Raw genomic sequence first — 12,319 nt, 5'->3', positions numbered from 1 at the left:
GTCACGTCGCGCTTCTACTTCACCTGCATGGGCAGTCCGGCGACCATGAAGACCACGCGCGCGGCCTGCGCCGCAAGCCGCTGATGCAGCCGGCCGGCCTCGTCGCGGAAGCGGCGGGCGAGTGCATTGTCCGGCACGATGCCGAGGCCGACCTCGTTCGAGACCAGCACCACCGGTGCGCTCGCCTCGCGGCAGGCCGCGACGAGCTCGCCGGTGGCGATCGCGATGTCGCGTTCGGCGAGCAGCAGATTGGTCAGCCAGAGCGTCAGGCAATCGACCAGGATGGGCTGCCCGGCCCGCGCATTGCGAATCGCCTCGGGCAGCGCGACCGGCGCATCGACCGTCTGCCAGTCGCGCGAGCGGCGAGCCCGATGCTCGGCGATGCGGGCACGCATCTCGTCGTCATAGGCCTGCGCGGTCGCGATATAGGTCCACGGCGCCGGCAGCGCCTCTATCAGCGCCTCGGCATGTCGGCTTTTGCCGGAACGGGCGCCGCCGAGGACGAGGGTGAGCTGAGGCAGGGTCATGCGTACCACAATGCGTTCTGGCCGGGGCACTGCATTGCACACCGCCGCGCCTGTGGCTAATGATCATCCGAGACGGTGCCTCGACGACGAGGTGAAAAGGGAACGCGGTGAAAGGCCGCGGCTGCCCCCGCAACTGTAAGCGGCGAGTTCCGCGCCATCGGCCACTGGTTTCGACCGGGAAGGCGGCGCTGGACACCAAGCCGTGAGCCAGGAGACCTGCCGTCTTTCGATGTCGTCCAGCAGGCTGCCGGTGGGGTGGCCAAGGAGAACCAGATGAATACGGCTACCGTCACCAGCCAAACCAGCGTTTCGGAGCGAGCGAAAGCCGTCGCCGCCGCGCTGATCCTCGGCTTCGTGCTGATCTACACCGTCGGCTTCGCCGCCTCGTCCACCGTCCACAACGCGGCGCACGACACCCGTCACGGCCTCGCCTTCCCCTGCCATTGAGGGGGAGCACATGGTCACGCGTGTTCTCACGGTCAGCATCCTGGCCGGGCTTCTGGCTGGGCTGCTGATCTCGGCGCTTCAGCACGTCACCACCACCCCGCTGATCCTCAAGGCCGAGACCTATGAGGCGGCGCTGCGCGCGCAACCGGGGGCGACACTCGCCGCCTTCGATGGTCAGGCCCGGGTCCACCTCGCGCACGGCCCGGCCGAGCATGCCGGCGAGCACGAATGGAAGCCGCAGGACGGCCTCCAGCGCACCGCCTTCACCAGCCTGGTGACGATCGGCACCGCGATCGGCTTCGCCGCATTGCTGCTGGCCGGGATGATCGCGGCGAACGAACAGATCGACCAGCGCCGCGCATTGGCCTGGGCGGTGTGCGGCTTCTTCGCTTTCGGGCTCGCCCCGGCAATGGGGCTGGCACCAGAACTGCCTGGCTCCGCCGCAGCCGAACTGCAGCAGCGCCAGCTCTGGTGGCTGCTGACGGCGATGGTCACCGCCGGCGCGCTCTTCGTCTTCCTGCGCGTCGAGGCTTCCTGGGCCCGAGCACTCGCCGTCCTCGCCTTGCTGCTGCCGCATCTGATCGGCGCGCCGCATCCGGCCGCGCCGGAAAGCAAGGTCCCGGCCGAGATCGCCGCACATTTCGCCGCACTCTCGCTCGCAATCCAGGCCGCGCTCTGGCTCGTCACCGGCTTTGCCGTCGGCGTGCTCTGGCCCTGGGCCACGCGCCGCAGCGCCGCTCCCGTAGCGGCTTGACGCCTCGTGCGGCCGGCGACGGCCGCGCCAGCGCAAGGAGGCGTTGTCATGCTCGAAGGCGACCTCGCCCTCGCGACGCAAGTTCGGCAGCAGCCGGGCTGCACCATCCATGTCTGCACCACCTGCCGGCGCCAACGCGAAGACCTGCCGGAGGGTTATGACCAGCCCGGCATGGCGCTCGCAGCCGTGCTGGACGAACGCCTGGCGGGCAGCGGCATCGCCGTCGTGCCGGTCGAATGCCTCTCGGTCTGCAAGCGGCCCTGCACGATCGCGCTCGCGGCGGAGGGCAAATGGACCTATCTGATCGGCGATCTCGACGTCGGTCTTCATCTCGACGAGATCGTCAGCGGGGCGGAGAAATTTGCCGCCAGCGCCAACGGCATCGTTCCCTGGAAGGAAAGACCCGCCTCGTTCCGCAAGGGCGTGGTCGCGCGCGTGCCTCCGCTGCCGCGCACACAAGGATCAAACGAATGAACGCTCCTCAGACCACGACGCTCGGCAAGGTGCCGTGCACGATCATCACCGGCTTCCTCGGCGCCGGTAAGACCACCCTCGTCCGCCATCTCCTGGAGAATGCCGGCGGCAAGCGCCTCGCCGTTCTCGTCAACGAGTTTGGCGATCTCGGCTTCGACGGCTCCTTCATCGCCGGCTGCGGCATCGAGGGCTGCACGCAGGACGACATCGTCGAATTGCCCAATGGCTGCATCTGCTGCACGGTCGCCGACGATTTCGTGCCGGCGCTCGAGACGCTGCTCAACCGACCGAACCCGCCGCAGCACATCCTGATCGAGACCTCAGGGCTCGCTTTGCCCAAGCCGCTGGTCAAGGCCTTCAACTGGCCGGCGATCCGCTCTCGCGTCACCGTCGACGGCGTCATCGCCGTGGTCGACGGGCCGGCCGTGGCCGAAGGCCAGTTCGCCGATGATCCCGAGGCGCTGAAGGCGCAGGCCGCACAGGACCAGGCGGTCGACCATGACAACCCGCTGGAAGAGGTGTTCGAGGACCAGATCCTCTGCGCCGACCTGATCCTGCTCAACAAGAGCGACCTCGTCGACGCCGCCGCGCGCAAACGCGTCAAGGCCGAGATCGCCCAGCATTTGCCCAAGGCGATCAAGGTGGTCGAGACCGCCCATGGCAAGGTCGAGCCGGCGCTGATCATCGGTCTCGGCGCCGCGGCCGAGGCCGACCTCGCCGCCCGGCCCTCGCATCACGGCGAGGGCGAGGATCATGACCATGACGATTTCGACAGCGTCGCACTGCCGCTGCCGCAGGCCGGTTCGCCGGAAGAGCTCGTCGCCCGCGTCGCCAAGGCGGCCGAGGCCGAGGGCGTACTGCGCCTCAAGGGTTTTGCCGGCATTCCCGGCAAGCCGATGCGGCTCGTCGTGCAGGGCGTCGGCCGGCGCGTCGGCCACCATTACGACCGGGCCTGGGGCGCCGATGAAGCGCGCGACGGCCGGCTCGTGGTGATCGGCCTCAAGGGCTTCGATCGCGCCGCAGTCGAGGCCGCGCTCGCCGGCTGATGCCATGCATCTTCTCCCGACCAGCGAGGTGAGGCTCGACGACGGCGAAGACGCCGTCGACCTCGCCTTGCCGCCGGGAGACCTCGTCGTCCTCTCCTTCAGCGACAGCGATCTGTCGGCACTGGCGGCGGCCTATTCGTCATGGTCAGGCTTGTCCCGACCATCCACGTCTTCATTCGGGCAATGCGATGGTCGAGACGTGGATGCTCGCCACAAGGGCGAGCATGACGGAGGGGGCTCCGCACTCGCGCTCCGTCTGGTGCCGCTCAGGCGTTTCAAGCACCCGCTCTCGATAGACCTGCTGATCGAGAAGACGCTTGTCCGCTCGCGCTTCGTGCTGCTGCGCTGCCTCGGCGGGCTCGACTATCTGCGCTATGGCGTCGAGCAGATCGCCGCAGCCTGCCGGCAGCATGGCGTCGCATTGGCGGTGTTGCCGGGCGACGACCGGGCGGACGAGCGACTAGCTGCATACGGCACGGTGCCGCCGGAGTTCGCGGCAGGCCTGCTCGGCTATTTCCACGCCGGCAGCGGCGCCGAGAACATGCGGCGGCTGCTGGGGCGGGTGGATGCCTATCTCGCCGCGCAGCCGCCATCGCCCGGGCGCAACCTCAGCCCCGTCCCGCTCCCCACGCTCTTCGCCCTCGGCGCCAACGCCACGCCTCTTCCCTGGCGGGAGGCGCTCGCGACTATCCCGACAGACGTCCCGCTCGTCCCCATCCTCATCTACCGCTCCGGCGTTGCCGCCGGCGACACGGCGGTGGTCGAGGCGATCGCGGCGGCCCTTGCCGCGCGCGGCCTCACGCCGCTGCCGCTCGCCCTGACCAGCCTCAAGGACGCGAGCGTCGCTGCCGAGCTCGCCGTGCTGATCACGACGCGCAAGCCGGCTCTGATCGTCACCACCACCGCGTTCTCTGCCCGCGACGGTGACGGTTTTGTGCTCGATGCCGCCGATTGCCCGATCCTGCAGGCCGTGCCGGTCGGCAGCGCCCGCGAGGCCTGGGAAGCGTCGCCCCGTGGCCTCTCCGCCGCCGACCTCGCGATGCAGGCGGCGCTACCGGAGTTCGACGGACGGCTCGGCGCCATTCCCGTTGCCTTCAAGGAGGACATCGTCGATCCGGCGACCGACCTGATGCTGCGGCGGCTCACACCGGATGCCGAGGGCATCGCAGCGCTAGCCGGCCTCGCGGCCAGCTGGGTCGCCCTCGGCCGCAAGCCGCGTGGCGAGCGCCGGCTCGCTTTGGTGATGTCCGACTATCCCGCCCGTGGCGGCCGCGCCGGCTTCGCCGTCGGCCTCGACACGCCGGCGAGCGCGCTCGCGATCCGGGAATTGTTGGGCGCGGCGGGGTATGATGTCGGCGAGGCCGCCGATCGTCATTGCGAGCGAAGCGAAGCAATCCAGAGTCGGCAGCGCGAGCCCTTCTGGATTGCTTCGTCGGCTGCGCCTCCTCGCAATGACGGACAGGGCCTCTGCCTCATGCAGGCCCTCACCGAGGGCCCCACCGACTTCGTCCTCCCGCTCGCCAGCTACCGCGCCTGGCTCGCGACCATCCCGGCCGCCGCACGCGAAACCCTGGTCGCCAGCCACGGCGCGCCCGAAACCGACCCGGTCTGCAACGATGGAGCCTTCCGCTTCCGGCTCGTCCGCTTCGGCAAGCTCGCCATCGCGTTGCAGCCGCCGCGCGACGCTTCGCCCGATCGCAAGGCGCGCTATCACGACCCCGATGCGCCGCCGGGCCACGCCTATCTCGCCTTCTATCTCGGCCTGCGCGAGGTCTTCCGCGCCGACGCACTGGTCCATCTCGGCACGCATGGCACGACCGAGTGGCTGCCCGGCAAGGCGGTGGCGCTCTCGGCCGCCTGCTGGCCGCGGCTCGCGGTCGGCGCGCTGCCCGTGATCTACCCCTATGTCGTCGACGATCCCGGCGAGGCGGCGCCGGCCAAGCGCCGGCTCTCGGCGCTGACGCTCGGCCATCTGCCGCCGCCCCTCGCGAGCCATGACGCCGGCGGCGAGGCCGCGCGGCTGCGCGACCTCGTGGAGGAATACTCGCAGGCGCAAGTGCTCGATCCGCGCCGGGCCGAATTGGTCGCGCGCGAGATCCTCGACCGCGCCGAGCGCACCGGCCTCGCCGCCGCGAGCGGCGTCACACCCGGTCAGGACATGCCGAGCGCGCTCGCGGCACTCGGCGCCCATCTCTGCGACCTCGCCGAGACCGCCTTCCGCGACGGCTTGCACATCTTCGGTTCCTCCGAAGCCGATCCAGCATCGGCGGAGAACGAACGCCGCAACCTGCTGAAGGCGCTCGATGCCGGCTTCGTGCCGCCGGGACCTGCCGGCGCACCGCATCGCGGCCGGCCCGACGTGCTGCCGAGCGGGCGCAACCTCTCGACGCTCGACCCGCGCGCCTTGCCGACCCGCTCGGCCGCCAGGCTCGGGGCGAAGGCGGCCGAGGCCGTCATCTCCCGCCATCTCCAGGACGAGGGCGACTATCCCCGCCGGATCGTCATGGATCTCTGGGCCTCGCCGACGCTGCGCTCGGGCGGCGAGGACATCGCCCATGCCCTGCACCTGATGGGTGCCGAACCGCTCTGGGACCACGGCTCGACCCGCGTCACCGGCTTTGCGATCATCCCGCAGGCCAAGCTCGCCGCGCCGCGCGCCGACGTCACCATCCGCATCTCCGGCGCCTTCCGCGACACCTTTCCGACGCAGATCGCCCTGCTCGACGCGGCAGCACGCGCCGTCGCATCCCTCGACGAACCGGAGGAGTGGAATGAGCCGGCGGCCGCCCACCGCCGCGGCGAGGCAAGCGCGCGCATCTTCGGCGCCGCGCCCGGCCGCTACGGCGCCGCCATGGCCGACCGGGCGCTCGATGGTGATTGGCAGGCGCGAAGCGAACTGGGCGAGGCCTATCTTGCCGCAACGAGCCACGCCTATGGCGGGCCTGACGGTGCAGCCGTGCCCGATGACGGCTTCACCGCTCGGGTCAAGGAAGCCGAGGCCTTCATTCATGTAAGCGACACGGCCGGGCGCGACATTCTGGAAGCGACCAGCGCCGCCGACGTGATCGGCGGCTTCGTCGCGGCGATGCAGGCTGAAGGAGGCAAGGCGGCGCTCTACAGCCTCGACACGTCGGACCCGCAAAAGCCCAAGGCGAGAACGCTGGCCGAGGACGTCTCGCGCATCGTCCACGGCCGGCTCTGCCATCCCAAGTGGATCGAAAGCCATCTCGCCCATGGCTGGCGCGGCGTGGCCGAATTGGCCGAGGCGGTCGACGCGCTCTTCGTCTATGCGGCCGCTACCGACGCGGTCTCCAACGGCCTGTTCGACGCGGTGTTTCAGGCCTATTGCGGCGATCCCGCCATCTGGCAGGCGCTGGAGCAGGCGAATGCGCCGGCCGCCGTCTCGATCCGCTCGCGCCTCGCCGAGGCGCAGGAGCGCGGACTCTGGACAAGCCGCTCGAACTCGGCGGCGATGCTCAGAGGTCGGGAGGCGGCTGAATGAGCGCCCCGGCCCGCGAGACGATGCGGCGCGGCTGGTGCCCCGGCACCTTGCGGCCGATGCTGACCGGCGACGGGTTGCTGGTGCGCCTGCACCCGCCGCGCAATGCGCTGACGCCGGACCAGCTCGCGCACATCGCCGAGCTGGCGCACCGTCACGGCAACGGCCAGATCGAGATCTCCGGCCGCGGCAACCTGCAATTGCGCGGCATCCGCGAGGAAGCGCATCCTGTGCTGGTCGAGGATCTGCTCGAAGCCGGCCTCGTCGACGAAGCCGAGGGCGACGGCCCGAACCGGCTGGTGCTGACGTCGCCGCTCGCCGGCCGGGCGGCCGACGAACTGCTCGACGCCGCCGCGCTGGCTGCGGCGGTCGAGCGTGCCGGCCGCAGCGTTTCGGGCCTGCCGGCGAAATTCTCGATCGCGGTCGATGGCAGCGGCGCGCTGGCGCTCGATGCCTTCGCCGCCGATCTCAAGCTGCGGGCGGTTTCGACCGACGTGATCGCGCTGGGCCTGCCGGGCGGGCTTTGGTTCGGTCCGGTTGCAATGGATAAGGCTCCGGCACTGGTGACCCGTTTACTCGGTGCTTTCGCCGCCGTCAGCGGGCAAAGCGCAGGGCGAATCCGCCGCATGCGCGATCTCGCGGCAGACGCAGTGAACATGCTGGCGACCTCGTCCGGACTCGAATCGATGCCGGCCCCTGCGACCCGGCCGAAGCCATCACCGGTCGGCCTCGTCGCCGAGCGGAACGGCAGGGTCGCCGTGCTTGCGGGGTTGCCCTTCGGCCGGACCGACGTTGCGGGCTTGCATCGTATGAGCAAACTCGCCCGCGACACCGGCATCCACGAGATCAGACCATCGCCCTGGCGCGGCTTCGCCTTCTGCGGACTTTCGGCCGAAGCGGCGCACAGCTTGCAGGAGGCCCTGCGTGATGAGAACCTGATCGTCGAAGCGGTCGATCCGCGCCTTGCGGTTTCGGCCTGCACCGGGTCCCCTGCCTGCGCCCGCGGCGAAGCACCTGCGCTGGCCGATGCCGCGGTCCTGGCACAAGCGATCGCGCCGCTCCTCGCCGACGGCCTCGGCCTCCACGTCTCCGGCTGCGCCAAATCCTGCGCCCAGCCCGGCAGCGCCGACCTCACCTTGGTCGGCCGCGACGGGCGCTATGACGTGATCGTCGCGGGGAGCACCAGCGACATCGCCATCGCGCATCTTTCGCTTGGGGAACTTGTGCGCCGGCTCGAACCGGGTCAGGACATCCGCGCGCGCCTGGAAGCGGCGCGCCATCAGAAGCAGGTCTTTCGAGTTTGAGCACGCGTCACGCCTATATTCGCGACGGGGCCGCGATCTATGAGCGCTCCTTCGCCATCATCCGGGCCGAGTCCGACCTGTCGCGCTTTTCCGGCACCGCCGAACGCGTCGTCGTCCGCATGATCCATGCCTGCGGCATGACCGACCTGCCCAAGGACGTGGCGATGTCGCCGGATTTCGCCGAGGCGGCCGAGGCTGCGCTGGCAAAGGGCGCGCCGGTCCTGTGCGATGCCCGGATGGTCGCCGACGGCGTCACCCGCGCCCGCCTGCCGGCCAGGAACGAGGTGATCTGCACACTGCCCGACGCCTCCGTGCCGAAACTGGCAGAGGAGATGGGCACGACGCGCTCGGCCGCGGCGATGGAGCTGTGGCGCCCACATCTCGCAGGCTCCGTGGTCGTCATCGGCAATGCGCCGACCTCGCTGTTCCGCCTGCTCGACATGCTCGACGAGGGCGCGCCGAAGCCGGCCGCCGTGATCGGCATCCCCGTCGGCTTCGTCGGCGCGGCGGAATCGAAGGAGGCGCTGGCGCAGGACGGGCGCGTGCCCTTCCTCGTCGTGCACGGGAGGCGCGGCGGCTCGGCCATGGCGGCGGCGGCCGTCAACGCACTGGCGCAGGTGAAGGAATGAGCGGCGTGAGCGTTGAGGCGCCCCGCACCCTCCTCTACGGCGTCGGCCTCGGCCCCGGCGATCCCGACTACATGACGGTGCGCGCCCGCGACATCATCCTGAAGGCCGACCGTCTCGTCCATTTCTGCAAGCGCGGCCGGCGCGGCAATGCCCGCGTCACGGCGGACGCGATCATCGCCCCCGATCCGACCCGCGAGATCGAGCTCGCCTTTCCGGTGACGATCGAGGTGCCGGTCGAGGACGAGGGCTATACCGGCCCGATCGCCGCCTTCTACGATAAAGCAGCCGAGCAGCTCGCCGGCGAGATGGCTGAAGGCCGCAGCGTCGCCGTGCTCTGCGACGGCGACCCGTTCTTCTACGGCTCCTTCATGCATCTGTGGCGCCGCCTCGCCCATCGCTTCCCGACCGAGGTGGTGCCGGGCGTCACCGGCATGGCCGGCGCCTGGGCCCGTGCCGAGGCGCCGATCAGCTGGGGCGACGACGTGATGACGGTGGTGCCGGGCACGCTGGCCGAGGGCGAACTGACACGCCGGCTCGCCGATACCGATGCCGCCGTGATCATGAAGCTCGGCCGCAACCTGCCCAAAGTGCGCCGTGCACTCCAGGCGGTCGGACTGATCAACCGCGCCATCTATGTCGAGCGCGCCACCATGGCCGGACAGGTGGTGACACGGCTCGCCGAGAAGCCCGATGACGAAGCGCCCTATTTCTCGATGATCCTCGTCCCCGGCGAAGGGCGGCGGCTATGAGCGGCTCGCTCGCCATCATCGGCCTCGGGCCAGGCGAGGCGCGCTACCTCACGCCCTCGGCGCTGGCGGCGCTCGAAGCCGCCAGCGATCTCGTCGGCTACGGGCCCTATCTCGACCGCGTTCCGGCTCACGCCCGCCAGACCAAGCACGCCTCCGACAACCGCGTCGAGGTCGAGCGCGCCCGGCACGCGCTGATGCTGGCGGCGGAAGGCAAGGCGGTTGCGGTGGTTTCCGGCGGAGATCCCGGCGTTTTCGCCATGGCGGCGGCAGTGTTCGAGGCGCTGGAAGCGGGCGAGCTGTCCTGGCGCAAGCTCCCCATCACAGTCGAGCCCGGCATCACCGCCATGCTGGCGGCCGCGGCCAAGGTTGGCGCTCCACTCGGCGGCGATTTCTGCGCGATCTCGCTCTCGGACAATCTCAAGCCCTGGGAGGTCGTCACCGCCCGGTTCACGGCCGCACTCACCGCCGATTTCGTGATCGCCCTCTACAATCCGATCTCGAAGGCGCGGCCCTGGCAGCTCGGCAAGGCGCTGGAGCTGGCGGCGACGATCCGCGCGGCGGAGACGCCGGTGATCTTCGCCCGCGCCGTGGGGCGGCCCGACGAAAGCTTGCGCATCCTGACGCTGGCGGAGGCGATTGCGGCAGCCGAGACCGCCGACATGGCGACTTTGGTGATGATCGGCGCCAGCGCGACGCGCCTGATCGCCCGCGAGGGCGAGAGCCCGATCGTCTATACGCCGCGCTCGGTGACGAAGAGCCCCTGCGTCACCAGCCAGGGCAGGACCTGATCGATATGCTCGACGGTCTCGACATCGGGCTTGGGCGGCCGCTCGACCATCACCACGGGAAGTCCGAGCCGCCGCGCCGCGACGAGCTTGCCCAGCGTCATCGGCCCGCCAGCATTCTTGCTGACGAGGATCTCGACGCCTTCCTCCCGCATCAGCGTCTCCTCGGCCTCCGCCTCGAAAGGCCCGCGCTGCTGCAGCACCTTCGCGTGCGGCAGCGGCAGGTCGTTCACGGGCTCGATCACGCGGATCAGATAGTGGTGCTGCGGAGCGGCGAAGAAATGCGGCAGTTCGAGCCGGCCGATAGTCAGGAAGACCCGGCGCGGCTCGTCGCCGAGCGCCTCAACGGCGGCATCGATGTCGGGCACGCTCTTCCAGCGGTCGCCGTTCTGAGGCTTCCAGCTTTCGCGCCGGATCGCCAGCAAGGGCACGCCTTCAGCCTTGCAGGCAGCTTGGACATGATAAGGCATGATCGCGGCGAAGGGATGGGTGGCATCGATGACGGCGACGACGCCCTCGTCGCGGAGATATTGCCTGAGGCCGGCAATGCCGCCGAAACCGCCGGTGCGGGTCGGCAAGGACAAGGGACGCGGGTCGGAGGTATGTCCCGCGAGCGAGATCACCGCGCGAATCTCGGGTGCCTGTTCGGCCAAGAGCTGATCGAGCGCAGCCGCTTCGCTGGTGCCGCCGAGGATGAGGACCGTCATGGAACAGTTTTCGCCTGAAACCGCCACGCTGTCGAGCACGCCGCCTGGCCCCTGGCTATCGCTGGTCGGGCTCGGCGAGGATGGCCGTGCCGGTCTCTGTGCCGAAGCCTTGGCCGCGCTGGAGAGCGCCGAGATCGTCTTCGGCGGCGAGCGCCACCTCAAGCTGATCGGCGACGTGCCCGGTGAAGCCAGGCCCTGGCCACAGCCTTTCCGCAATGCGCTGCCGGCGATTCTGGCCGAAAAGGGCCGGAATGTCTGCGTGCTCGCGACCAGCGACCCGTTCCATTACGGCATCGGCGCCGGGCTGACCAAGGCGGTGCCGGCGGCGGAGATGCGCGTCATCCCGCAGCTCTCCTCCTTCTCGATGGCCTGCACCCGCATGCGCTGGCCGCAGGAGGAATGCGGGCTGGTCTCGCTGCATGGCCGCGCTCTTCAGAGGATCATCCCTTTTCTCCAGCCGGGCGCGCGGGTGCTGGCCCTGTCCTGGGACGATTCGACGCCGCTTGCCGTCGCCCAGCTGATGAGCGCGCGCGGCTTCGGCGAAAGCACGATCACCGTGCTGGAGACGATCGGCGGCCCGAACGAGCGCATCCGGCAGACCCGCGCCGACGCCTTCGCGCTCGACGGCATCGTGCCGCTCAACCTGCTGGCGATCGAGGTCGTCGCCAGCCGCGATGCCCGCATCCTGCCCCTGGTGACCGGGCTTTCCGACGACTGGTTCGAGCATGACGGCCAGCTGACCAAGGCCGATATCCGGGCGATCACGCTCTCGGCGCTGGCGCCGCGCGCCGGCGAACTGCTCTGGGATGTTGGCGCCGGCTCTGGCTCGATCGGGATCGAATGGAGCCTGCGCCATCGACACAACCGCGCCATCGCCTTCGAGGAGCGGCCGGAGCGTGCCGCCCGCATCGCCCGCAACCGCCTCGCGCTCGGCGCGCCGCCGCTCGAAGTGGTCGAAGGCAAGGCGCCGGAGAGTTTCGCCGGCAAGGCCTCGCCGGACGCCGTCTTCATCGGCGGCGGATTGACCGATCCCGGCGTGTTCGAGGCCGCCTTCGCGGCGCTGAAGCCGCGCGGACGGCTGGTGGCGAACGCCGTGACGATCGAGGGCGAAGCCCGGCTCGCCGGGCTGTTCGCGGTTCATGGCGGGGATCTGCGCCGCATCGGCGTTTCGCATCTCGACCCGATCGGGACGATGCATGGCTGGCGCGCTGCGATGGCGGTGACGCAATGGCGCGTGGTGAAGCCGTGAATTCGTGGCCGATCGCCCAACTGTTCTTTGTCATCCCGGGCGACCGAAGGGAGACCCGGGATCCATTCCGGAGCTTTTCCGAAGGAGGTTCCGGAATGGATCCCGGATCTCCGCTACGCTCCGTCCGGGATGACCGGGAGAGGTCGGAG

12 protein-coding genes and 1 riboswitch are annotated in these 12,319 nt (G+C 70.0%); of the genes, 10 read left to right on the top strand and 2 right to left on the bottom strand.

Features of this window, described 5'->3' with window-relative positions:
• Nucleotides 1-14: 14 nt before the first annotated feature.
• Complete coding sequence (cobU, locus tag ACFPOB_RS16495) at nucleotides 15-527, bottom strand: bifunctional adenosylcobinamide kinase/adenosylcobinamide-phosphate guanylyltransferase (RefSeq protein ID WP_377799501.1); 513 nt, start codon at nucleotides 525-527, stop codon at nucleotides 15-17.
• A gap of 57 nt (nucleotides 528-584) precedes the next feature.
• Nucleotides 585-765: riboswitch (cobalamin riboswitch) on the top strand.
• 35 nt (nucleotides 766-800) lie between these two features.
• On the opposite strand from cobU, the gene ACFPOB_RS16490 reads away from it, so the two are divergent.
• Genes ACFPOB_RS16490 through cobJ form a run of 9 tightly spaced genes read left to right on the top strand, consistent with a single transcriptional unit; the run spans nucleotide 801 to nucleotide 10,217 of the window.
• The gene (locus ACFPOB_RS16490; RefSeq protein WP_346364335.1) at nucleotides 801-974 is read left to right on the top strand and encodes a CbtB domain-containing protein; all 174 of its coding nucleotides are present in this window, start codon (nucleotides 801-803) and stop codon (nucleotides 972-974) included.
• A 10-nt stretch (nucleotides 975-984) separates the two neighbouring features.
• Nucleotides 985-1,728: a CbtA family protein gene (locus ACFPOB_RS16485; RefSeq protein WP_377799500.1), complete on the top strand. Its 744-nt coding sequence runs from the start codon at nucleotides 985-987 to the stop codon at nucleotides 1,726-1,728.
• 48 nt (nucleotides 1,729-1,776) lie between these two features.
• Complete coding sequence (locus ACFPOB_RS16480; protein WP_377799499.1) at nucleotides 1,777-2,202, top strand: DUF1636 family protein; 426 nt, start codon at nucleotides 1,777-1,779, stop codon at nucleotides 2,200-2,202.
• Entirely contained in the window at nucleotides 2,199-3,248 is a 1,050-nt protein-coding gene (gene cobW, locus ACFPOB_RS16475; RefSeq protein WP_377799498.1) for a cobalamin biosynthesis protein CobW, read from the top strand. Before ACFPOB_RS16480 ends, cobW begins: the two co-directional genes overlap by 4 nt.
• 4 nt (nucleotides 3,249-3,252) lie before the next feature.
• Entirely contained in the window at nucleotides 3,253-6,750 is a 3,498-nt protein-coding gene (gene cobN / locus ACFPOB_RS16470) for a cobaltochelatase subunit CobN (protein WP_377799497.1), read from the top strand.
• Entirely contained in the window at nucleotides 6,747-8,051 is a 1,305-nt protein-coding gene (gene cobG, locus ACFPOB_RS16465; RefSeq protein ID WP_377799496.1) for a precorrin-3B synthase, read from the top strand. Before cobN ends, cobG begins: the two co-directional genes overlap by 4 nt.
• The gene (locus ACFPOB_RS16460; protein WP_377799495.1) at nucleotides 8,048-8,680 is read left to right on the top strand and encodes a precorrin-8X methylmutase; all 633 of its coding nucleotides are present in this window, start codon (nucleotides 8,048-8,050) and stop codon (nucleotides 8,678-8,680) included. Before cobG ends, ACFPOB_RS16460 begins: the two co-directional genes overlap by 4 nt.
• Nucleotides 8,677-9,429 (top strand): precorrin-2 C(20)-methyltransferase, encoded by a 753-nt coding sequence (locus tag ACFPOB_RS16455; RefSeq protein ID WP_377799494.1) that lies wholly within the window; start codon nucleotides 8,677-8,679, stop codon nucleotides 9,427-9,429. The genes ACFPOB_RS16460 and ACFPOB_RS16455 overlap by 4 nt, the downstream gene beginning before the upstream one ends.
• The gene (cobJ, locus tag ACFPOB_RS16450) at nucleotides 9,426-10,217 is read left to right on the top strand and encodes a precorrin-3B C(17)-methyltransferase (protein ID WP_377799493.1); all 792 of its coding nucleotides are present in this window, start codon (nucleotides 9,426-9,428) and stop codon (nucleotides 10,215-10,217) included. The genes ACFPOB_RS16455 and cobJ overlap by 4 nt, the downstream gene beginning before the upstream one ends.
• Here cobJ and ACFPOB_RS16445 read toward each other — a convergent pair.
• On the bottom strand, nucleotides 10,160-10,921 hold the full coding sequence (locus ACFPOB_RS16445; RefSeq protein ID WP_377799492.1) for a cobalt-precorrin-6A reductase: 762 nt from the start codon (nucleotides 10,919-10,921) through the stop codon (nucleotides 10,160-10,162). The genes cobJ and ACFPOB_RS16445 overlap by 58 nt on opposite strands.
• On the opposite strand from ACFPOB_RS16445, the gene cbiE reads away from it, so the two are divergent.
• Nucleotides 10,920-12,170, top strand: a complete 1,251-nt coding sequence (cbiE, locus tag ACFPOB_RS16440) for a precorrin-6y C5,15-methyltransferase (decarboxylating) subunit CbiE (RefSeq protein WP_377799491.1) — start codon at nucleotides 10,920-10,922, stop codon at nucleotides 12,168-12,170. The genes ACFPOB_RS16445 and cbiE overlap by 2 nt on opposite strands.
• Nucleotides 12,171-12,319: the final 149 nt, after the last annotated feature.

This window comes from Allobosea eneae (assembly GCF_042657265.1).
Lineage (GTDB): Bacteria > Pseudomonadota > Alphaproteobacteria > Rhizobiales > Beijerinckiaceae > Allobosea > Allobosea eneae.
The sequence above is the reverse complement of the archived record's forward strand: the minus strand, read 5'-3'. Positions and strand labels throughout refer to the sequence as shown.

Bases quoted from the DNA above. Each gene is read 5' to 3' on its own strand.
- cobU (WP_377799501.1), bottom strand. From the start codon at position 527: ATGACCCTGCCTCAGCTCACCCTCGTCCTCGGCGGCGCCCGTTCCGGC.
- ACFPOB_RS16490 (WP_346364335.1), top strand. From the start codon at position 801: ATGAATACGGCTACCGTCACCAGCCAAACCAGCGTTTCGGAGCGAGCG.
- ACFPOB_RS16485 (WP_377799500.1), top strand. From the start codon at position 985: ATGGTCACGCGTGTTCTCACGGTCAGCATCCTGGCCGGGCTTCTGGCT.
- ACFPOB_RS16480 (WP_377799499.1), top strand. From the start codon at position 1,777: ATGCTCGAAGGCGACCTCGCCCTCGCGACGCAAGTTCGGCAGCAGCCG.
- cobW (WP_377799498.1), top strand. From the start codon at position 2,199: ATGAACGCTCCTCAGACCACGACGCTCGGCAAGGTGCCGTGCACGATC.
- cobN (WP_377799497.1), top strand. From the start codon at position 3,253: ATGCATCTTCTCCCGACCAGCGAGGTGAGGCTCGACGACGGCGAAGAC.
- cobG (WP_377799496.1), top strand. From the start codon at position 6,747: ATGAGCGCCCCGGCCCGCGAGACGATGCGGCGCGGCTGGTGCCCCGGC.
- ACFPOB_RS16455 (WP_377799494.1), top strand. From the start codon at position 8,677: ATGAGCGGCGTGAGCGTTGAGGCGCCCCGCACCCTCCTCTACGGCGTC.
- cobJ (WP_377799493.1), top strand. From the start codon at position 9,426: ATGAGCGGCTCGCTCGCCATCATCGGCCTCGGGCCAGGCGAGGCGCGC.
- cbiE (WP_377799491.1), top strand. From the start codon at position 10,920: ATGGAACAGTTTTCGCCTGAAACCGCCACGCTGTCGAGCACGCCGCCT.
- ACFPOB_RS16445 (WP_377799492.1), bottom strand. From the start codon at position 10,921: ATGACGGTCCTCATCCTCGGCGGCACCAGCGAAGCGGCTGCGCTCGAT.